Below are 21,734 nucleotides of genomic sequence, written 5' to 3' on the forward strand. Positions count from 1 at the left end.
CACGCCGTTCTCGAAGCGGCCGTGGACGCGATCATCCTGTCGGATCGGCATGGGATCATCATGCGCGCCAACCCGGCCGCCGGCGCAATGTTCGACCACGGGACCGACGACATGATCGGCAAAAACGTGAACATGCTGATGCCCGAAGCCTTGGCAATCAAACACGACGGTTTCATTCAGCACCACATCGAGACCGGCGAAAAGCGTATCATCGGCATCGGGCGTGAAGTCGAAGGCCTGCACAGCGACGGCACCGTCTTCCCGCTGCATCTGTCGGTCGGGCGCGCCGAGGTGGACGGCAGGCTGATGTTCGTCGGCATCCTGCACGATCTGACGAAGCGCGCCCAGACCGAGGCCGCGCTGGCCCGGTCACAGCGCCTCGACGCGATCGGCCGAATGACGGGCGGTATCGCGCATGATTTCAACAATCTGCTGACGGTCATCATAGGCAATCTGGAATTGCTCGACGCGCGCACGCCCGACGATGCGCAGGACGCCCTGATCCGCGATGCGCTGGAGGCAGCGGAGCTGGGCGCTGACCTTACATCACGGCTGATGATCTTCGCGCGGCGCAGCAACCTGAAACCGGTGAAGTCGGACCTGCGCAAGTTGTGCGATTCCACGCTTGTCATCCTGAAACGGACACTCGGCGCACAGATCGGGATCAGGACGGAATATGCGCCAGATATCAGCCTGGTTCTCGTCGATCCGGTGCAGCTTCAATCGGCCCTGATGAACCTTGCCCTGAATGCCCGCGACTCGATGGATGGCAAGGGCGAATTGCTCATCTCCATCGCGGACGTCACCATTGACGACACCTATATGGCGCAGGAAATCGACGTCGAGCCGGGTCACTACGTGCGGTTGTCGGTCAGCGATAACGGCGCGGGCATGACGCCCGAAGCGCAGAAACATGCCTTTGAGCCGTTCTTCACCACGAAATCGGACAGCGGCGGAAACGGGCTTGGCCTGTCGATGGTCTACGGTTTCGTGCGCCAGACAGGCGGGCACATCACCCTTTACAGCGAGGAGGGGCTGGGGACGAGTTTCGGCCTCTATTTCCCATCCCTTTCCGAAAAAAGCGCATCAGCGGAAAGGTCGCATACCGGGCGGTACGCTGCACAGGTGCCTTTCGGCAAGGGGCGAAAGGTGCTGGTGGTCGAGGACAACCCCAATGTACGCAGGCTGTCGGTGACGCGCATTCGCGATCTGGGGTTCGAGGTTGTCGAAGCGGTCAACGGGGACGAAGCGCTCGCCTTGCTTCGGTCAGGCATCCAGATCGACATCGTATTTTCCGATCTGATCATGCCCGGGAGCCTCAGCGGCTATGAGCTTGCCGCGCAAGTGGCGGTGGAATTTCCGCATCTCAAGGTTCTTCTGACGTCGGGCTATGCCAGCGATATCGTCGCCGCGCGAGGGGCCGTCGGGGAAAATCAGGACGTGCTGCACAAGCCCTATCGCCAGTCCGATCTGGTGGCACGGCTTCAGGCGCTCTTGGTCGATGATCCTGAGGGATGAACCACCTCGACCTCGCAGGCCAGCGTGTAGCCGACACCGCGCACGGTCTTGATCAGGCCCGGCTCTGACGGTCTGCGCTCAATCTTCTTGCGCAGGCGCGCGACCTGATTGTCGATGGTCCGGTCGAGCGGGCTCCAGTCCTGACCGCCGGTCAGATCCATCAACTGATCGCGCGACAAGACACGCTTGGGACGTTCCAGAAAGACAGTAAGCAGTTTGAAATCGCCGCTTGTCAGTGAACTGTCATTGCCCTCACGGTCGATGATCTCCAGCCGGTCGGGCACGGCGGTCAATCCGTCGAACAGGTAGCGTTCGCTCTCGTCGCTGTCGTGATGCGTGTCGGGTGTCCCCCCTGTCCTGCGCAACACGCTGCGGACCCGGGCGATCACCTCGCGGACATGGAACGGTTTCGTGATGTAATCATCGGCCCCGATCTCCAACCCGACGACGCGGTCGATGACGTCGTCCTGACCCGTCACCATGATGATCGGCACGGAGGAGACGCGCCGAATTCTTCGGGCCAGATCCAGACCGTTCTCGCGGCCCAACTGGATATCAAGGGTGATCAGGGCGATCGGGCGGGAGGCCAACAGGTCGACCACGCCATCGCCGGATTGCGATTCGATGACCTCATACCCGTCGTTTTCCAGCACATTGCGCAGGAGGGTCCTGATCTTTGCCTCGTCTTCAATGACGAGAATGGATGCTTTTCGCATCGCAACCCCCTGATCTTGACGGTTTTATTCTTCCGAAGCGCAGCATCCGGGCCACGTTTCGATCCTATTCATACAAAAAGATACACTTTCAGACAACTTCAACGCGAATAGAGTTACGCCGCGTAGGCATGTTGACACCCAGATGGAAAAATGGGGGCCACAAGATGTATGTCACGCTATCCGCCGATTATCAGAGCCGCACCGCGGTGCCCAGTATCTCCAGACCCTGCCTTAGCGCACGCGAAGCGCAGATAAAGGCAGGTGCCTATCTGTTCTACGAAGGGGATGAGGTGACCTGGCTTTATCAGGTAACCTCGGGGGTGCTGCGCCTGACGCGCCTTTTGGAGAATGGCCGCCGACAGGTCATCGCGTTCGGCTATCCCGGCGATGTCGTGGGTTTTCCCGCCGGCGGCTGTCACCACACCGATTGCGACGCGCTGGTCGACACGTGCCTGCAACCCTATCGCAAGAGCCTGCTTGAAAACGGTGAGAGCGATATCGAATTGCACGGCGAGCTGTTGCAGGCCGCCTTGAGCGAAATCAGCGCCATGCAGGATCACTTCATGATGCTGGGGCGCAAATCGGCCGTCGAAAAGGTCGCGTCCTTCCTCAACGTGCTGGCAGGTCGGGTCGGGCGCTATGAGAATGGCGTCGGCAAGGTGGATCTGCCGATGCGCCGCGCCGACATCGCTGATTTCCTGGGCCTGACGACCGAGACCGTCAGCCGGACCCTGACCCAGATGCGCAAGAGCGGGATCATCGAGATCGAGAACATCCATACGGTCGTCATCCTGCGACCGACGGCGCTGACATCCCTTGCCCAGGGCGACGAGGACTGAGGCGCGACGACTTGCACACGTCTGACGTGGCCAGGGTGCCGGTTCTGTTCGACCACAACAGGCAGCCTGGCCATCGCCCTTCATTGCGCGACGAAACCGCCATCTACCGGGATGTTGGCTCCGGTCACAAAACTTGCGCCGGGTGAGCAAAGCCAGACGATCAGTTCCGCCACCTCTTGCGGTTTTCCGATCCGGCCGATCGGGTGCAGCGGGCTCATCATCTCGTCGGCAGTTTGCGCGCCCCCCGTTGCTTGCTCGGAAAGTGAATCGAGCATCCGGGTGTCGATCCCACCGGGACAGACCGAATTCACGCGAATTCCGCTTTTCCCGTATTCCAGCGCGGCGTTCTTGGTCAGACCGTTCATGCCATGCTTGGTCGCCACATAGGGCGACAGATTAACAAATCCCACCAGACCCGCTATGGATGCCAGATTGACGATGGCCCCGCCGCCGTTTTCCCGCATCTGTCGTATTTCAGCCTGCATGCAAAGAAACCCACCGCGCAGATTGACCGCGATCACCCGGTCGAAATCCTCCACCTTCTGATCGAGCAACGGGGCGATCCGCCCCTCGATCCCCGCATTGTTGACCGCGCAGTCGAGCCTGCCAAACTTCGCAACAGTCTCTTTGATCAACGCAGCGACCGCTTCGGGCTCCGACACATCGGCGGCCACACTGGCGGCCTCTCCACCCGCGTTCCTGATCATGTCGGCAGTTTCTTCCGCCGCCGCCTGATCAATGTCGCAGACAACGACCTTTGCGCCCTGCTCCGCGAACTTCAGCGCCGTCGCACGACCGATCCCCGCGCCCGAACCGGTTACAAGGGCGACCTTACCATCAACGATACCCATCCTGACCTCCTGCAGTGATTGGATGGTGTCAGCATGAAGCATCGCACCCGCCCGCCTGTTGAGGAATGTCAACGCCCGGCGGGACGAACCAACCGAATGTCAGACCCGAACGCCCCACCAGGTGCGCGAAGAGACGGTCCGGCGCAGGGCGGGGCTCAAACCCACACAAAGGATCATGATCGAGAACAGGCACCAGACCGCCGGCATCTCGTTCGGGTCACTGGTCAGCATCCAGGACAGCACCGGTCCCGCAAAGACGTGCAACAGAACGAAACGCCATGCCCCGTAAAGAAGCGGTAGGACGAATACCGCCACCATATAGGTCGGAAAGCCGGAGCCGAAGCCGAACGCGGATTCAAGCGGCACCAACAGGCCGTTATAAGGAATATCCCACGCGATATGCCACGTGCCCGAAACCGTGCACAGTTGATCGGCGCAAAGCGGTTGGCCCGGGACGCAGCGCCCGAAAGCCTCCACCGGGACAAGTTGCAAGAACATGACCGCCGCGGAAACCCCTGCAAGCCCCAGAACCCAGCCCTGTACCCGCTGCCTGACCTGCGCAGGGACGAGTTGCAGAACGAACAGATTGATCACGATCGGCTGAAACACGATGTGCAGATAGGACAGCAAGGTCACGGCGCGGTTCTGGGGCGTTCCACATTGATCCAGCACCCCGTATCCCGCGACCTGCAAGGCCTCCATCGCCGTAAAATAGCCAAGTGTGCCCCAGATCGCAGCGGGCTGCCCCCGGTGCCAGGCAAGGCCGGTCGCAACCGAACCGAAGCCTACCATCGCGACCGAGGCTTCCACGCTCCAACACATCGCCTAGACGCCTTCGTATCGGGAAAGCCTGCGGATCATCGCCTCACGTTCATCCAGAAGGTCCAGCACCATCGCGATACCGGCCGTGTTGATCCCCAGATCGCGGTTCAGGCGGCGTGCGCGTTTGGCACGTGCGATGCTAACGCCCTCGAACCGCCAGCGCCGGACCGTGGCGCCCATGGGTTCCAGAACGCCCTCATCGACCAATTCGATCACCCAGGCCTCATCCGCCTGGCAAAACCGGCACAGGTCTTCCAATGTCAGGGTGTCGAGGATTTCCGTCTCGGGTGTTGCCTTCTTCATGGCCTATCCTTTCATCTGGGCGCGCGGATCGAAGGGCATTTCCCTCGCCATGCGTTCGAACAATGCGCGCGCTTCATCTGTGGACACGTCGGGATTCACGATCTTCAGCGTGGCGAATATGTCCCCCGGCGACCGCCCCGGCAGCCCCTTGCCCTTCAGCCGGAGTTTCTGGCCGGAGCGGGCGTTTTTCGGGATGCGCAGATCAACCTTGCCGCCGGGCGTGGGCATTATCACATGCCCGCCCAGCGCGGCCTCCCACGGGGCGACGGGCAGCGTCACGTAAAGGTCCGCGCCTTCGGCGTGATAGGTGGGATGCGCCGCGAAGGAGACCTCAAGGAAGAGGTCGCCAGCCTGACCACCGCCAACCGCGGGTCCGCCCTGCCCTTTCAGGCGGATATGCTGACCTTCGCGTATGCCCTTCGGAATGGTGACGGAGATCTTGCGGTCCTCCAAAGACACCTGCCCGGAAGTGTCAACCACCGGCATCCGCAGGTGGAGAACACGGGTCGCGCCGCGAAAGGAATCCTCGATGTCGATCGTAATGCGCGCATGGCTGTCGCGACCCTGGCCCGCATTGAAATCCCCATGCGAGGTCGCGCCGCGCCTGAACAAGGTTTCGAAAAAGTCGCTGAAGCCCTCGCTGTCCTGCGGGCCGGCACCTGTGAATTCGAAACCGCTGTCCCAACCGGGGGGCGGCTGAAACGGGCCGGCCCCCTGCGGCTCCGCTCCCAATTGGTCATATGCCGCCCGCCGTTCGGGATCCTTGAGAACCTCATGCGCCTCGTTCACCGCCTTGAACCGCGACTCGGCATCGGCGTCCTTGTTGATGTCGGGATGATATTTCCGCGCGAGCTTGCGATAGGCCTTGCGGATATCGTCCTGGCTCGCATCCCGCGCCACGCCCAACGTCTTGTAATAATCCTCGAAATCCATGCTGAACCTGTCTTGATTGCAGTTTGACCAAGGATATCGCGGCGACCATGTTCCGCATTGATCAATGTCAGTTCCGCGCCGCCACAGCTGCCCCTGATGACCGTCGCGAGCCTCTCAGATAAAATTACTGACACTTGGAACAGTTTCGCGTTCACCAATTGATGAGCGTCAATTGCCGCCTTGCGCGACCGGATAGACAGCGATCAGAATGCGGGAACCGGACATTGGCCACCGAAGCCCGGTCGTATCAATGTCGGCGCCACCACGCCACTTTTCACGGAGGCAAAGATCTGAAATGGCAGTTACTTCCAATAGATCTCAACCCGAAATCACCTTGGCGCGATTGCGGAAAATCTGGCTCGGGATCGGGATCGCGATGATTGTGCTCGGCATCGGGGCGCTCCTCATGCCGGTGGTCAGTTCGCTGATCCTTGGCATCCTGATCGGCTGGCTGTTGTTCATAAGCGGTGTCGTGGCCGTTGCCTCGTCATTCTCATTTCGCGGTACAGGCCTATTTGGCTGGCAGCTTGCAGGGGGCCTCGTGCCGCTGGTGGCGGGGGCTCTTCTGATCGTGTTTCCCGCGCAAGGTCTGATCGCCCTGACGGTTCTGGTGGGCCTCATTTTCCTGCTGACAGGTGCTGCGCAATCCTCCTTCGCGTTCTGGGCGCGCCCGGCCCGAGGGTGGGGATGGATCCTGGCTTCGGCTTTGATCAGCATCGCGTTGGGTGTGTTTGTCCTCGTGGCCCTGCCGGAGGCGTCAGCGGTCGTCCTTGGCGTGCTATTCGGCATCGATTTTGTCAGCACCGGCATCTCCATGGTCTTGATCGCGATCTCGGCGCGGCACGTCGTTTGAAACTATGCCCCGCCCGGATTGACGGATGTCAAACGCCCGATCGCTCGGTCCATTAGGCAGGATCAAATCCGGCCCCTTACAACAATCGAGCCCAGCATGAAAAATCCCAAATATCTCCTCTACACCGCGATTGCCGTGGTCTGCGCCGTGGTGGGTTTTCTGTTCTGGCAGGACACCGGCAACGGGGCGGTTCCCGAGGGGTTCGCCCATGGCAATGGACGCGTCGAAGCGGTCGAGATCGACGTCGCCTCGAAACTTCCCGGCCGGATTGAGACGATCCTGGTTCGAGAGGGTGAACTGATCGAAGCCGGCCAACCGTTGGCCGTGCTCGACACACGTCAGTTGACCGCCAACCGTCATGAGGCGGAGGCGCAACTGCTCCGCGCCGAAATTTCGGTTGAGAGCGCCCGGCTGACGATCCAGCAGCGTGAGGCCGAAGTGCGCGCCGCCGAGGCGGTTCTGGCCCAGCAGCAATCGGCCCTTGATGCAGCCCAACGCCAGTTCGCCCGTTCCGAGGCGCTGGCGGGCAACAGTGTCGCGTCCGAGCGGCAACTTGATATCGACAGGTCGAACGCGCTCGGCGCCGAGGCCGCAGTCGCCTCGGCGGAGGCGATGCTCGCGGCGGCGCAGATCGGTGTCTCCGCAGCCGAGGCGGCGGTGGTCGGCGCCGAAGTGGCGGTGACGGCGGCCACGGCAATGATAGAAGCGATCGACGTGCAGATCGAGGACAGCACGCTGAAGGCACCCCGGCCGGGGCGGGTACAGTACATCGTTGCCCAGGCGGGTGAAGTGATGGGGGCCGGCGGGCGGGTGATCAACATGATCGACCTCAACGATGTGTACATGACGTTCTTCCTGCAAACCGCTGCGGCAGGGCGTACCGGACCGGGAACCGAGGTTCGCCTGATTCTGGATGCGGCACAGGACATCGTCATTCCCGCCGAGATCTCCTTTGTCTCGGACGTGGCGCAGTTCACGCCCAAAACGGTTGAGACCGAGATCGAGCGCGAAAAGCTGATGTTTCGGGTCCGCGCCCGGATCGCGCCGGAGCTGTTGGGAAAATACCTGGATTACATCAAGACCGGGCTGCCCGGTGTTGCCTGGGTTCGACTGGATCCCACACAGCCCTGGCCGGAGGAAGCTGAAGGCAGGGTGCTGGAATGACGGCCACCGGACCTGTGGTGCGGGCGGAGGAGCTTTCGCTTCTCTATGGCAAGGTCCGGGCGCTCGATGCGGTTTCGATCGACTTGCCGGGCGGCTGCATCGTCGGCCTGATCGGGCCTGACGGGGTGGGAAAATCCAGCCTTCTGGCGCTGATTGCCGGCGCGCGGAAGATGCAGGCCGGGCAGCTTGACGTGCTGGGGGGCGACATGCGCCGCGCGCGGCATCGCGCCCGGATCTGCCCGCGCATCGCCTATATGCCGCAGGGGCTGGGGCGCAATCTCTATCCGACGCTCTCGGTGCGGGAAAATGTGGACTTCTTCGGCAGGCTTTTCGGTGAGAGCCGGCAGGAGCGCGAAAGACGGATTGCCGATCTGCTGGAGGCGACCGATCTGGCCCCCTTCGCCGACCGCCCGGCGGCCAAGCTCTCTGGCGGTATGAAACAGAAGCTGGGTCTGTGCTGCGCGCTGATCCACGACCCCGACCTGTTGATTCTGGACGAACCGACCACCGGGGTCGATCCCTTGTCGCGGCGTGAATTCTGGTCCCTGATCGCGCGCATCCGCGCAACCCGTCCGAGCATGAGCGTGATCGTCGCGAGCGCCTATCTGGAGGAGGCCGCGCAATTTGATCATCTGGTCGCCATGGACGACGGTAAGGTGCTGGCCACCGGCAGCCCCGCCCAGATCATGGATCGCACCGGTACCGCCAACCTTGAGGAAGCTTTCATCTCGCTTCTTCCCGCGGAAAGGCGCGACCGGCACCACGATCTGATCGTCCCGCCGCTGAACCTTTCAGACAGTGAAGGCTACGTGGTCGAGGCCGAAAACCTGACCGTCCGGTTCGGGGATTTCGCAGCGGTCAAGGATGTGAGCTTTCGCATCGCGAAGGGTGAGATTTTCGGTTTTCTCGGCTCAAACGGCTGCGGCAAGACGACGACGATGAAGGCCCTGACGGGGCTTGTCGAACCTGCCGAAGGCACCACGCGGATCAACGGCCGAACGGTTGATGCCCGGGACATGGCCACGCGCAAACGCATTGGCTACATGACGCAATCCTTCTCGCTCTATTCCGAACTGACGGTTCGCCAGAACCTCGACCTTCACGCACGTCTGTTCGACATGGAGCCTGACGGGATCGCGCCACGGATCGCCGAGCTTGCGCAGCGGTTCGATCTTGAGGGGGTCCTCGACAGCTTGCCGCTGCGACTGCCGCTGGGGATCCGGCAGCGGCTGTCGCTGGCCGTGGCACTGATCCACCGACCCGAGGTACTGATTCTGGATGAGCCGACCTCCGGTGTCGATCCGGTCGCGCGCGATATCTTCTGGCAAGCGTTGGTGGACCTGTCGCGGAATGACGGCGTGACGATCTTCATCTCGACCCACTACATGTCCGAGGCGGCGCGATGCGACAGGATTTCGCTCATGCACGAAGGTCGCGTGCTGGTAAGCGACACGCCCGAAGCCATCCGTGAGGGTGCGGGGGCCGCAACGCTGGACGATGCTTTCATTCATCACCTGGAACGCGCGCAAAGCGAGAGCAGCACACCTGCGGCCACGCATCAGGCGGAACTGGTCACCGAAGGGGCGCCCGTCTCACCCCGGAAGCGGGGACGGTTCAGCCTTGCCCGATTGCTGAGTTTTTCATGGCGCGAGTGGCTGGAACTGCGCCGTGATCCGATCCGCCTGACGCTTGCAAGTGTGGGCAGCGTGATCCTGATGATCGTGCTGGGTTACGGCATTTCGATGGATATCGAGGATCTCAAATTCGCGGTTCTGGACTTCGATCAGACCATTACCAGCCAGTCCTATGTCAACGATCTGGCCGGTTCGCGTTATTTCGAGGAGCAGCCCCCCGCTGTCGATCATGCCGATATCGACCGGCGAATGCGCGCGGGCGAAATCGGCCTGGCGCTGGAAATTCCACCCGGTTTTGCCGCCGATATCAAACGAGGCCGCCCCGTGCAGATCGCGGCCTGGTTCGATGGCGCCATGCCAATGCGCGCGAATACGGTGCGTGGCTACATTCAGGGAATGCACGTTCACTGGCTGACCGATCAACTGCGCCAAGTCTATGGCGACGAGGCCGTTAGCGGCAGCTACAGCCTGCAAATGCGCTATCGCTACAACCCGGATGTGGAGAGTCTGGCGGCCATGGTGCCCGCCGTGATCCCGCTTTTGCTGATGCTGATCCCCGCGATGCTCGCCGTTCTGTCCGTCGCGCGGGAGAAGGAAACAGGCTCCATCATGAACCTGTATGTCACCCCGGCCAAGCGGCTGGAATTCCTGCTGGGCAAACAGGTGCCGTATGTGGTGCTGGGCTTTCTCAACTTTCTGTTGCTGCTGGCATTGGCGGTGTTCGTTTTCGGTGTGCCGGTCAAGGGCAGCCTTCTGGCGCTATCGGCGGGGGCACTGGTATATGTCATCCTGTCAACGGGACTGGGGCTGCTGATCTCGGCCTTCACCCGCAGTCAGGTCACGGCATTGTTCTTCACCGCACTAGCCACTCTGATTCCCGCCGCGCAATATGGCGGCATAATCGATCCGGTTTCCTCGCTGGAGGGCATGGGCCGCGTCATCGGTGAGGTTTTCCCAACCAGCCATTTCGTCACCATCTCACGCGGGGTGTTTGCCAAGGCGCTGGACTTCGGCGATCTGGCCGGATCCTTTGCGCCGATGCTGTTGCTGGTGCCGGTGCTAGTGGCGCTCGGGGCGTTTTTCGTGCGCAAGCAGGAGGTCTGAGCGATGCGTCCCAAGCATGTGCTGCACCTTGCGATCAAGGAATTCCGAGGGCTGTTGCGCGATCCGCTGCTTCTGGCACTGGTGCTGTATGCCTTTACCCTGGACATCTACACCCATGCCACCGCCATGCCCGAGGCGCTGAACCGCGCGACAATCGGCATCGTGGATGAGGACGCCTCCCCCCTGTCCCGGCGGCTATCGGACGGGTTCCTGCCTCCCTACTTCGTGACCCCTGACCAGATTGACATGGCCCGGATGGACGCGCGCATGGATGCGGGGATCGATACCTTCTCGCTGGTCATCCCGCCGGGCTTCCAGGGCGACCTCGTCGCGGGCGAACAGCCCGAATTGCAACTGAACGTCGATGCAACACGGGTCAGCCAGGCCTTTACCGGCGCGGGCTATATTCAGGCGATCGTCGATCAGGAAATCACCGGCTGGTCCGGTCAGGAGGCTGCGGTGCCGGTCGAACTGGCCCTGCGCGCCCGCTTCAACCCGGCACTGGACCCCGCATGGTTCGGCGCGCTGACGGCGGTGATCAGCGCCGTGACCATGCTGTCGATCATCCTGTCGGGGGCCGCCCTGATCCGGGAGCGGGAGCATGGTACCGTCGAACACTTGCTGGTCATGCCCGTCAGCGCGGCCGAGATCATGACCAGCAAGGTGCTCAGCATGGGCGGCGTGGTGCTGCTGGCAACGGGTCTGTCGCTGACCTTCATGGTGCAGGGTGTTCTGGGCGTACCTGTGGCCGGCTCCATCACGCTGTTTCTGGTGGGGGCGGCGCTGCATCTGTTCGCCACGACCTCACTGGGAATTCTCTTGGCCACCATCTCCGGCTCGATGCCGCAATTCGCCATGCTGCTGCTGCTGGTGCTGCTGCCGCTGGAGATCCTGTCAGGGGGAATGACCCCACGGGAATCCATGCCCGAGGTGGTGCAATACGTCATGCTGGCGGCACCCAACACTCATTTCATCACGCTGGCACAGGCGGTGTTGTTCCGGGGCGCGGGACTTGCCGTGGTCTGGCCGCAATTGCTGGCACTGGCGATCATTGGGTCGGCAATGTTCGCGTTCGCCTTGCGGCGGTTCCGTGGCTTCCTGCGGTAGCCGCTGCGTTCGCAGACAAAACCCTTTGGCCGCGCGCGGTGACGTGACGGTTGGGTGATCGAAAGCAGCGGGAATTCCCGATACGGCGCACTCAGCCCCGGCGGTGGACATGGACGTCCGGCGCCGGGCTACTCTGCTGGTACAGGCTGGGCGGTATCGCTGCCTGCGCTACCCTCTTCGGCCCGACCATTGCCGCGCGACTTGCTGGCAATGATCGTGTAGAACATCGGCACCACGAACAGCGTGAAGAGCGTGCCGATCATCAGACCGGTGAAGATCACCAGGCCCATCGCCTGACGCGCAGCCGCACCGGCACCTTCGGCCAGCATCAGCGGCACGACGGCCAGTGCAAGGGCAGCCGTGGTCATCAGGATCGGCCGCAGCCGCACCTTGGCCGACTCCACGATGGCATCGCGGATCGACATCCCCTCATCGCGCCGCTGGTTGGCGAACTCGACCAGCAAAATACCATGCTTGGTGATGATGCCGATCAACGTGATCAGCCCCACCTGAGTATAGATGTTCAGCGTCCCCAGCCCCAGATTCAGCGGCAGGATCGCGCCGAAGATCGCCAGCGGGACCGACATCATGATGATGAGCGGATCGCGGAAACTCTCGAACTGCGCGGCCAGCAGCAGATAGATCACCACGACCGCCGCGCCGAAGGCGACGAGGATCGTGTTGCCCTGCGTGACCTCCAGCCGCGACTGACCGGAATACTCGATGAAGAATCCATCGGGCAGCACGCGCTCGGCGATCTCGACGATGACGCCGAGCCCGTCACCCGTGGTCACGCCGGGCAGCGGCAGAGCCGAGATCGTGGCCGAGTTCAGCTGGTTGAACTGCTCGATGGCCGCTGGCGAGGCATTGGTCGAAACCTCGATCAGCGATGATAGCGGGATCATCTCACCCGTGCTCGACCGCAGGAAGTAGTCGCCCAGCCGTTCGGGATTCTCGCGGAAGTTCTGCGGCACCTGGGTGATGACGTCATAGCTCTGCGACTCACGGTCGAACTGGCTGATCGCGCCGCCGCCCACCAGCAGGCCGAGCGTGCGGCCCACCTCGCTCACCGGAACGTTCAGCGCAGCGGCCCGATCGCGGTCGATGGTCACGGTGACCTGCGGCGCATCGAAGGCCAGCGAGTTCTGCACCACGATGAACCGGCCCGTCTGCTGGGCCTCGCGCTGGATTTCGGCGGCAACCTCGTAGACCTGGCTCGGATTGCCGGTGGACTGGATCACCATCGAGATCGGCAAGCCGCCGCCTGCGCCAGGCAGCGACGGCGGCGCGAAGACCAGCGCCTCGACCCCGTCGACACCCGAAATGCGACCCTGAATGTCGGCCTTGATCTCCTCCTGGCTGCGCTCACGCTCGGACCAATCCTTCAGCGCCCAGATCGAGAAGGCGGTATTCGTGGCGCCGCCCACACCGACGATCGAGAACTGTGAGCGCACTTCCTCAATGTCCTCGGTGCGCTCACCGATCTCGGCAGCGTAACCGCTGGTATATTGACTGGTGGCATAACGCGGGGCTGTGATTAGTGAGAACAAGCCGCCCGAGTCCTCCTCGGGGGCGAGCTCGCTGGGCGTGTTGAAGAACATGAAGCCGGTCAGTCCGACGAGGACCAGCACCATCAGCATTGTCACCGGCCGGTAATCGAGTGAACTTCGAACCCGGCGCTCATACCAGTTCGACACCCGGTCCGACGTTCCGTCGACGACCCTCTGAAACCGGGTGTGTCCGCCCGAACTCAGCAACCGCGCCGACATCATCGGCGTGATCGTCAGCGCGACAATGCCCGAGATCAACACCGCGCCGGCCAACGTAAAGGCGAATTCGCGAAACAACGAGCCGGTGAGACCGCCGGTGAAGCCGATCGGGATGAACACAGCGACCAGCGTCAGCGACATCGCGACGATGGGCAGCCAGATCTCCTGCATGCCCTTGATCGACGCCGCCATCGGGGCCATCCCATCCTCGACGTGGCGGTGAATGTTCTCAACCACGATGATCGCGTCATCGACCACCAGGCCGATTGCCAGCACCATCGCCAGCAGCGACAGAAGATTGATCGAGTACCCCATCGCATAGAGGAAGAAGCAGACGCCAACCAGCGACAGCGGGATCGTCACGATCGGCATCAGAACCGAACGAAATGACCCGAGGAACAGCAGGATCACCAGAATTACGATGATCACTGCCTCGGCGATGGTCTTGAAGACCTCCTCGATCGAGGCGCTGATCGTCTCGGTCGAGTCGTAAACCATTGAAACGGTCATGCCCTCCGGCAGGCTCGCCTGAATTGATGGCAGTTCTTCGAGGACCGCGCTCGCCGTATCGAGCGGATTGGCCGACGGCGTTGGGAAGATGCCGATAAACGTGCCGGGCTGTCCGTTGAAACGGACCACCGTATCGGTGCTCTCGGCCGCCAGCTCGATCTCCGCCACGTCTCGCAGTCGCACCACATCATCGCCATCGGAGCGAATCGGGAGGGCCCCGAAGGCCTCGGGCGTCTGGAGCGTCGAATCGAGCGTGATTGAGTATGAGACCAGATCGTTCTTGGTCCGCCCAGGTGCCGACAGGAAGTTCGAGGTGTTGATCGCGTTCAGCACCTCCGTCGCCGTGGCGCCCCGGCTAGCGAGGCGCACCGGGTCGATCCAGACCCGCATCGAATAGTTCGCGGCGCCGAGGATCTGAACCTCGGCCACGCCCTCGATCGTCGACATGCGCGGCCGGACCACCCGTTCGAGGTATTCGGTCAACTGCTCGGGGCTCATGTTCTCGTTCTGAAAGGCAAGATACATGATGGCGAACTGTTGGCCGGTTCCCTTGAGGATCACCGGATCCTCCGCCGCGGTTGGCAGCTCGCCGCGAACCTGTTGCACCTTGGACATCACCTCGGTCAGCGCGATATCCGGGTTGGCGCCGAGCTGCATCTGAACGGTGACGGAGCTGCTGGAGGGGCGGCTCTGCGAGGTGACATAATCCACATTCTCGGTGGTCGAGACCGCCGCCGCGATGGGCGCTGTCACAAAGCCCTGGATCAGGTCGGCACTGGCGCCGGGATAAATCGTGTTGACGGTGATAACCGTCTCTTCAACTTCGGGATACTGACGGACCGGCAGGTTGAACAGGCCTTGGAAACCCAGAAGCATGATCAGGCAGCCCAACACGGTCGACAGGACGGGGCGGCGGGTGAAGAGCTCTGGAAGGCTCATTCGGTAGCCTCCGCCGCGTGGCCCGCGCCGATGAACGCGTTCGTATCGGGATCCTCGTCCCGCTCCGGTTCAGGCGCGGGGTCGGGAGATGCCTCGGATGCCTCCGCGCCAGTCAGCTTGACCGGCAAGCCGTTCGACAGCCGGTTCTGGCCCGCGACCACGATCCGATCGTCTGCGCTGACGCCCTCGACGATCTCGACCAGGTTATCCTGGCGTGAGCCGGTCTGGACGAAAATTTGTTTCGCCATCAGTTGCGGCTCTTCTTCGGTGCTGTTCTCGGCCGGCACGACGGAATAGACGTAATCGCCGTAGAGGCTGGTCACGACCGCTGTCTGCGGCAGCGCCACCACGTTCTCCATGGCTGGCAATGTAACCCTGACCCGAACGAACTGACCGGGGCGGAACGCCTTATCCTCATTCTCAAGCTCGGCCCGTACTTTCACAAGGCGCGTGGCCGGATCGATCCGCGGTTCGATGGCCGTGATGGTGCCCGAGCTGGTCGTCCCCGACTCTCCGGACAGGGTGACCGATTGGCCGATGTCGATCTGCGCCAATTCCTGTTCGGGCAGCGAGAAATCGACCCGCAGCATGTCTGTGTCCTGCAGGGTGGCCACGGTGCTTCCGACGGTCACGAACTGGCCTACCTCGATCTCAGGAATACCGATCTCACCGGCGAACGGTGCTTCGAGCACCTTCTGGTCGAGGATCGCCTCGATGCGATGCATCTGCGCCAGCGCGGAATTCGCGGCGGCTTCGGCCTCCTCGATACTGGCGGTTGCCGTAATGCCCCGGTTCCCCAGGGATTCGGCACGTTCCAGCGTCTGTTGGGCCAGGTGCAGCGAGGCTTGCGCTGCGGCGAGGTCCGCCTGCTGGATCTCGTCGTCGATCCGGACCAGCATCTGGCCCTTCTCGACGCGATCATTCGCCTCAAATCCGATCTCACGGACAACGCCGCCCGTCTCGAATGCGAGATCGATGCCGCGGTGCGAATAGACGGTGCCGATCGCCTCCAGCGTTGGCGTCCACGGACCCGCCTCTGCAACGACCGTGTCCACCGGCAGGGCGGGCGTGGGCCGATTGGCAAAGAAATCCGTGATCGCCTGATCACGAAACTTGTTGAAACCAACGACGCCGCCCACCGCGATTGCAAGGAGCAGGACAGCAATTACTAAGCGTTTTATCATGGATTCGGGTCCCGGTCTTTACAGTCAAATCGGCGACGATGCCTCGTTCGAACGCCAGTCTGCCTACTGTACCGTCCGGTCGGTATTGTCAATAAAGAGGTTCGATGGGCCAGACTTCGCTGCCGGGCTAAACAGGTTGGATGCGCGGGGCGGCATGATAAAAATGGTCGAGAACACGACCTCGTGAAAATCCGTTCCGGCACTTTTCTGAGCTCGATAATCCCGTCGCACGCCTTATATAATGCAACGCGACGCCCCGCTTGATAGCGCGGTGGATTGTCCCAACTTTTAGTGCAGATATGCCATTCCCCAGCCTTGTCGGCCTGTACCGGCGCACTACAATAACGCCAGTTATCGCTCGGATGCGGGGAGCCGATCGGCACGGGAGCTGATCGCCAAGTGAAAGGAACAGCCAGATGTATAATCTCACAGTCAACAACCGAGAGGTTTCCGTCGATGTTCCGGGGGATACGCCTCTCCTGTGGGTGCTGCGCGATGAGTTGCGGCTGACCGGAACGAAGTTCGGCTGCGGCGTGGCGCAATGCGGGGCCTGCACGGTCATGATGGACGGGATGACCCGTCGCTCTTGCGTGACGCCGATCGAGATGGCCGACGGTGCCTTCGTCGAGACGATCGAAGGACTCGACACGCCTGAATCGCAGGCGGTGCAGGCGGCCTGGGTAGCGAACGACGTGCCGCAATGCGGATGGTGTCAGTCGGGCCAGGTGGTCAGCGCGACCGCGCTGCTGACCGAGATCCCGCAGCCGACCGACGATGATATCGACAACGCGATGGCCGGAAACATTTGCCGTTGCGCCACATACCAGCGCATCCGCAAGGCGATCCATGACGCCGCCAGCACGCTGGAGGGATGATCCGATGACCGAACACACACGCCGCCAATTCCTTTCCGCCTCCGCCGGGCTCGTCGTCGCGGTGACGCTGCCGCTCCCCGGTCGGGCGCAGTCGGGCGCCGCCGCCATTCTCGGACAGGATGCGCCCACGCAGGGCGACTTCGCCCCGAACGCCTTCATCCGCGTCGCCCCCGACGACACCGTGACCGTTCTCATCAAGCATATCGAGTTCGGACAGGGCCCCTATACCGGGCTGTCCACGCTGGTGGCCGAGGAGATGGACGCCGACTGGTCACAGATGCGCGCCGAAGCGGCACCGGCGAATGCCGAACTTTATGCCAATCTTTTCTTTGGCATGCAGGGGACCGGCGGCTCCACCGCCATGGCCAATTCCTATATGCAGATGCGCAAGGCAGGTGCTGCGGCGCGTGCGATGCTGGTCGCTGCCGCGGCTGACGAATGGGGCGTGCCCGCCGGTGAGATAGAGGTCGCGCAGGGCGTCGTCCGACACGGGGCTAGTGATCGCAGTGCCCGCTTCGGTGAGCTTGCCGAACGCGCCGCCGGCATGACGGTGCCCGAGGATCCGCCGCTCAAGGATCCGGGGCAGTTCAAACTGATCGGCACCGAGGTCCAGAAGCTCGACACTAAACCTAAATCCACGGGTCAGGCGACCTTCACCCTCGATGTCTACCGCGAGGGGATGGAAACCGTCGTGGTCCGCCACCCCCCCTTCTTCGGCGGGCGCGTGGCGAATTTCGATGCGGCGCCAGCGATGGCGGTTCCGGGTGTCGTTGCGGTTCATGAGATCCCCTCCGGCATCGCGGTCTACGCAACCTCGACCGCTGCGGCGCTCAAGGGGCGCGACGCTCTCGACGTCGAATGGGACGACACCGAGGCCGAGACCCGCTCATCCGAGGAAATGCTTCAGGCATTCTCCGAAGCAACGGCGGCAGAAACGCTCGTTGCCGAGGAAGCCGGCGATGTCGATGCCGCACTCGAAGGCGCCGAGCAGGTGATCGAGACCGAGTTCCGCTTCCCCTACCTCGCCCATGCGCCGCTTGAAACGCTCGACGCGGTGATCGAGATGCGCGACGGCGTTGCCGAGCTGTGGATGGGGTCGCAATTTCCGTCACTCGACAAGCCGACTCTGGCCCAGACGCTGGGTATCGACCCGTCGAATGTGATCATCAACGTCATGTTCGCCGGCGGCAGCTTCGGACGCAGGGCTCAGCCCGACGCGCATCTGGCGGCTGAGATCGCGGCCATCGCAAAGGCGGCGGGACGCAACGGGTCGTGGAAGCTGCTGTGGACACGCGAGGACGACCTGCATGGCGGCTACTACCGCCCCATGACGGTGCACCGGATGCGCGGCGGCATCGATGCGGAGGGCAACATCGTCGGTTGGACCGATGTCCTTGCCAACCAGTCGATCATGGCCGGCGGGCCGATGGAAGCGATGATGGACAAGGGGCTCGACCCCACGGCCTATGAGGGCGCGACCAAGATGCCCTACGACCTGGTCAATTTCCGAACCAGCTGGGCGCGAATGGAAAGCCCGGTTCCGGTGCTGTGGTGGCGTTCGGTCGGACACACCCATACCGGCTACGCGACCGAGGTGTTTCTCGACATGCTGCTCGAAGCGGCGGGCAAGGATCCGGTGCAGGGCAGGCTCGACCTGCTGCGTGCGGATGCCGGGCGTGACCGCGCTGTGCTTGAGCGCGTCGCCGCCATGGCGGGCTGGGATGGCCAGCGCGTGAAGGGCGATCGCGGCTATGGCATTGCTCTGCACGAGAGCTTTAATACCTACGTGGCGCAGATCGCAGAGGTCTCGAACGATAACGGCATGCCGCGCGTTCACCGGGTCTGGTGCGCGGTCGATTGCGGCGTAGCAGTCAATCCCGGTGTGATCCGGGCGCAGATGGAAGGCGGCATCGGCTATGGCCTCACCGCGTTGCTCTACAGCCAGATCACACTGCTGCCGGGCGGGCGCATCGCCGAGAACAATTTCGACGATTACCGGATGCTGCGTATCAACGAGATGCCGGCGGTGGAGGTCGAGATCCTCGACACCGACCACGACCCGAGCGGCGTCGGCGAACCCGGAACGCCACCGATCGGACCGGCCGTCGGCAATGCATGGAGAGCGCTGACCGGCCAGACCGTGACGCGACTGCCTTTCACCGTGGGAGTTCAGTCATGAAAATGTGGAAAGTCTCAACCGTTGCGCTGATCGCAATCCTGTCCGCCGCATCGAGCGGTTGGAGCGAGGAGGTAAACGGCCTGCGCACGGTCGACGAGTTTGACGGGTTCGCAGACGAAACCGCCCGCTCGCAAGCGCTGTTCGAGGAGATGGCGAAGGTCATCCAGCATCCGCGCTGCCTGAACTGCCATCCTGCGGACAACACGCCGCGGCAGGGCATGGAAATGCGCATCCACGAGCCGCCGGTGGTTCGGGGCGACAGCGGGTTCGGTGCCCCGGGAATGCGCTGCAACACCTGTCACGGCAGTGAGAATGTCGATTACGTCTCTGGTGACGGGTCGATCCCCGGCCACTCGCCATGGATGCTGGCCCCGATCGAACAGGCCTGGATCGGCAAAACGGTCGCCGAGATCTGCGCACAGCTCAAGGACCCTGAACGGAACGGCGGGCGAACGCTTGCCGAGTTGCATGAGCACAATGCGCATGACGGGCTGGTCGGCTGGGGCTGGACGCCGGGTGAGGGACGCGAATCCGCACCGGGAACGCAGGAGCTCTTCGGCGAGTTGACAAATGCCTGGATCGAGGCGGGCGCAGCCTGCCCGGAGGGATAACGCGCGCGTTCCATCTACGGCGGGGGGCCCCGGTCATGTAGGCTCGGATTGAGGGGCTGCGGAATTCTGTGAAGAACACCGGTGCCCTGCCCCTTCAGTGAGTATGCCACTGAGCCCAATCCAACCGGACCAAGTGATCGCCGCCAGTAAAGAGCCGGTCGTGCAATTCGTTCGCCTGCCTGACTGCCCTCATGGAGCGACAATCTATCACTTTTGCAAATATACGTATCTCCCATAAATGCTGCTCTGACAAATGCCTGGGCGCCACGACCTCTCTGCCCTCCGATCCGGTGTGTTCAGGCGCACACCGTGACGCTTTCCAAGGTATAGCGATCACAAGTGTCTGACGTCAGCACCCATGGCACAGATTTGTGGATTTGAATAAGGAAGGATTTCTGGTTCATCTTATCGATTAGGAGATCGAGATGACAAAGAAACCCCAGACGTCGAAAGACGCCGCCGAAAAGGTGGTTAAGAACATCCGCCGCAAGACGCGGCAAACCTATTCATCTGAAGAAAAGATCCGCATTGTATTGGCAGGCCTGCGCGGCGAGGAAAGCATCTCGGTGCTATGCCGCAGGGAGGGTATTGCTGAAAGCCTGTATTATAGCTGGTCGAAGGAATTTCTCGAAGCTGGCAAGCGCCGGTTATCTGGCGACACGGCGCGACAGGCCACATCGCCTGAGGTAAAGGATTTGCGTTCTGAGGCTTTGGCCCTGAAAGAATGCGTCGCTGATCTGACCCTTGAAAACCGTCTGCTCAAAAAAAGCATGACAGGGGCTGGGGAGTTCGCGGAATGAGGTACCCTGCATCTGAGAAGCTTGAGATTATCCGCACCGTTGAGGGGTCACATCTGCCAGTCAAGCAGACCCTCGACATGCTGGGTATCCCACGCACAACATTCTATCGATGGTATGATCTCTATGTCGACTTTGGCCTGGATGGGCTGGCTGATAGGTCCCCACGCCCAGGATCGGTCTGGAACCGCATTCCTAATGTCCGTCGTGATGACCTGATTGGAACATGAGGCCCTGACCACACGGGAACTTGCCGTCAAATACACCGATGAGAAGCGGTATTTTATCTCTGAGTCATCGGCTTACCGTATTTTGAAAGCGGCTGATCTAATCACCGCACCGGACTACGTGGTGATCAAGGCCGCTGATGAGTTCACAGACAAAACGACGGCAATCAACGAGATGTGGCAGACTGACTTCACCTACTTCAAGATCATTGGCTGGGGTTGGTATTATCTCAGCACGATCCTGGACGATTACAGCCGCTACATCATCGCCTGGAAGCTCTGCACAAATATGCGGGCCGAAGATGTGACAGACACGATTGAACTGGCTCTGACAGCATCAGGCTGCGACCAGGCCATTGTGCGGCACAAGCCACGTCTGCTCAGCGACAACGGCTCATGCTACATCTCAGCCGATCTGGCCAAGTGGTTGGAGGATCAGAAAATGACGCATGTCCGCGGCGCGCCATTCCACCCGCAGACCCAAGGCAAGATCGAACGCTGGCACCAGACCATGAAGAACAGGGTTCTGCTCGAGAACTACTACCTACCCGGTGATCTCGAACGCCAAATAGGGGCCTTCGTCGATTACTACAACAACCAACGCTACCACGAGAGCCTAAACAACGTCACACCGGCCGACGTCTACTTCGGGCGAGACAAAGCCATTCTAAGGGAAAGGGCAAAGATCAAGAAACAGACAATCCGACAACGCCGCTTGCAACATCAAAAACAAGCAGCATAATCAATCATACAAACGAGCCAGAGCCTCCAATGCTCAAGCCGCTCTGATGTCCCATTT

Annotated in this window: 16 protein-coding genes and 1 pseudogene; 10 read left to right on the forward strand and 7 right to left on the reverse strand. The window is 61.8% G+C overall.

The window, feature by feature from the left end:
• The first annotated feature begins 21 nt into the window (after nucleotides 1–21).
• Nucleotides 22–1,518, forward strand: coding sequence for a PAS domain-containing hybrid sensor histidine kinase/response regulator (locus tag G8E03_RS12380; RefSeq protein WP_240910345.1), 1,497 nt, complete (start codon nucleotides 22–24; stop codon nucleotides 1,516–1,518).
• Here the strand turns inward: G8E03_RS12380 and G8E03_RS12385 are convergent.
• Complete coding sequence (locus G8E03_RS12385) at nucleotides 1,485–2,234, reverse strand: response regulator (RefSeq protein ID WP_166192399.1); 750 nt, start codon at nucleotides 2,232–2,234, stop codon at nucleotides 1,485–1,487. The two genes, G8E03_RS12380 and G8E03_RS12385, sit on opposite strands and share 34 nt — an antisense overlap.
• 164 nt (nucleotides 2,235–2,398) lie before the next feature.
• On the opposite strand from G8E03_RS12385, the gene G8E03_RS12390 reads away from it, so the two are divergent.
• Nucleotides 2,399–3,073, forward strand: a complete 675-nt coding sequence (locus tag G8E03_RS12390; protein ID WP_166192402.1) for a helix-turn-helix domain-containing protein — start codon at nucleotides 2,399–2,401, stop codon at nucleotides 3,071–3,073.
• A gap of 80 nt (nucleotides 3,074–3,153) precedes the next feature.
• Here the strand turns inward: G8E03_RS12390 and G8E03_RS12395 are convergent, their stop codons facing one another.
• From G8E03_RS12395 to G8E03_RS12410, 4 genes are all read right to left on the reverse strand, one after another.
• Nucleotides 3,154–3,924, reverse strand: a complete 771-nt coding sequence (locus tag G8E03_RS12395; protein WP_166192405.1) for an SDR family NAD(P)-dependent oxidoreductase — start codon at nucleotides 3,922–3,924, stop codon at nucleotides 3,154–3,156.
• 99 nt (nucleotides 3,925–4,023) lie between these two features.
• Complete coding sequence (locus tag G8E03_RS12400; RefSeq protein WP_166192408.1) at nucleotides 4,024–4,746, reverse strand: DUF5765 domain-containing protein; 723 nt, start codon at nucleotides 4,744–4,746, stop codon at nucleotides 4,024–4,026.
• Nucleotides 4,747–4,749: 3 nt separating this feature from the next.
• Nucleotides 4,750–5,049 carry a chaperone modulator CbpM gene (locus tag G8E03_RS12405; RefSeq protein WP_166192411.1) on the reverse strand — a complete coding sequence of 100 codons (300 nt, stop codon included), beginning with the start codon at nucleotides 5,047–5,049 and terminating at the stop codon, nucleotides 4,750–4,752.
• 3 nt (nucleotides 5,050–5,052) lie between these two features.
• Nucleotides 5,053–5,982 carry a DnaJ C-terminal domain-containing protein gene (locus G8E03_RS12410; protein ID WP_166192415.1) on the reverse strand — a complete coding sequence of 310 codons (930 nt, stop codon included), beginning with the start codon at nucleotides 5,980–5,982 and terminating at the stop codon, nucleotides 5,053–5,055.
• Between the two features lie 334 nt (nucleotides 5,983–6,316).
• On the opposite strand from G8E03_RS12410, the gene G8E03_RS12415 reads away from it, so the two are divergent.
• The 4 genes from G8E03_RS12415 (at nucleotide 6,317) to G8E03_RS12430 (ending at nucleotide 11,844) form a co-directional block, all read left to right on the forward strand.
• Nucleotides 6,317–6,835, forward strand: coding sequence for an HdeD family acid-resistance protein (locus G8E03_RS12415; protein ID WP_205793105.1), 519 nt, complete (start codon nucleotides 6,317–6,319; stop codon nucleotides 6,833–6,835).
• A 96-nt stretch (nucleotides 6,836–6,931) separates the two neighbouring features.
• Nucleotides 6,932–7,999 carry an HlyD family secretion protein gene (locus G8E03_RS12420; RefSeq protein WP_166192421.1) on the forward strand — a complete coding sequence of 356 codons (1,068 nt, stop codon included), beginning with the start codon at nucleotides 6,932–6,934 and terminating at the stop codon, nucleotides 7,997–7,999.
• A complete protein-coding gene (gene rbbA / locus G8E03_RS12425) occupies nucleotides 7,996–10,737 on the forward strand; it encodes a ribosome-associated ATPase/putative transporter RbbA (RefSeq protein WP_166192424.1) in 2,742 nt (913 codons plus the stop codon). The genes G8E03_RS12420 and rbbA overlap by 4 nt, the downstream gene beginning before the upstream one ends.
• A 3-nt stretch (nucleotides 10,738–10,740) precedes the next feature.
• Nucleotides 10,741–11,844, forward strand: coding sequence for an ABC transporter permease (locus G8E03_RS12430; RefSeq protein WP_166192427.1), 1,104 nt, complete (start codon nucleotides 10,741–10,743; stop codon nucleotides 11,842–11,844).
• A gap of 128 nt (nucleotides 11,845–11,972) precedes the next feature.
• Here the strand turns inward: G8E03_RS12430 and G8E03_RS12435 are convergent, their stop codons facing one another.
• Together G8E03_RS12435 and G8E03_RS12440 are read right to left on the reverse strand one after the other, a co-directional pair.
• Nucleotides 11,973–15,062: an efflux RND transporter permease subunit gene (locus G8E03_RS12435; RefSeq protein ID WP_166192430.1), complete on the reverse strand. Its 3,090-nt coding sequence runs from the start codon at nucleotides 15,060–15,062 to the stop codon at nucleotides 11,973–11,975.
• The gene (locus G8E03_RS12440) at nucleotides 15,059–16,246 is read right to left on the reverse strand and encodes an efflux RND transporter periplasmic adaptor subunit (RefSeq protein ID WP_166192433.1); all 1,188 of its coding nucleotides are present in this window, start codon (nucleotides 16,244–16,246) and stop codon (nucleotides 15,059–15,061) included. Before G8E03_RS12440 ends, G8E03_RS12435 begins: the two co-directional genes overlap by 4 nt.
• A gap of 416 nt (nucleotides 16,247–16,662) precedes the next feature.
• Between G8E03_RS12440 and G8E03_RS12445 the strand changes: the two genes are divergently transcribed.
• The 4 genes and pseudogenes from G8E03_RS12445 to G8E03_RS12460 all read left to right on the forward strand — a co-directional run bounded on the left by G8E03_RS12445 (nucleotide 16,663) and on the right by G8E03_RS12460 (nucleotide 21,677).
• On the forward strand, nucleotides 16,663–17,121 hold the full coding sequence (locus tag G8E03_RS12445; protein WP_166192436.1) for a (2Fe-2S)-binding protein: 459 nt from the start codon (nucleotides 16,663–16,665) through the stop codon (nucleotides 17,119–17,121).
• 4 nt (nucleotides 17,122–17,125) lie between these two features.
• A complete protein-coding gene (locus tag G8E03_RS12450) occupies nucleotides 17,126–19,300 on the forward strand; it encodes a xanthine dehydrogenase family protein molybdopterin-binding subunit (protein WP_166192439.1) in 2,175 nt (724 codons plus the stop codon).
• Nucleotides 19,297–19,911, forward strand: a complete 615-nt coding sequence (locus tag G8E03_RS12455) for an Isoquinoline 1-oxidoreductase subunit (RefSeq protein ID WP_430693161.1) — start codon at nucleotides 19,297–19,299, stop codon at nucleotides 19,909–19,911. Before G8E03_RS12450 ends, G8E03_RS12455 begins: the two co-directional genes overlap by 4 nt.
• A gap of 425 nt (nucleotides 19,912–20,336) precedes the next feature.
• Nucleotides 20,337–21,677 (forward strand): annotated as a pseudogene (locus G8E03_RS12460) (IS3 family transposase).
• Nucleotides 21,678–21,734 lie beyond the last annotated feature (57 nt).

The organism is Pontivivens nitratireducens, from assembly GCF_011290545.1.
GTDB classification, from domain to species: domain Bacteria; phylum Pseudomonadota; class Alphaproteobacteria; order Rhodobacterales; family Rhodobacteraceae; genus Pontivivens; species Pontivivens nitratireducens.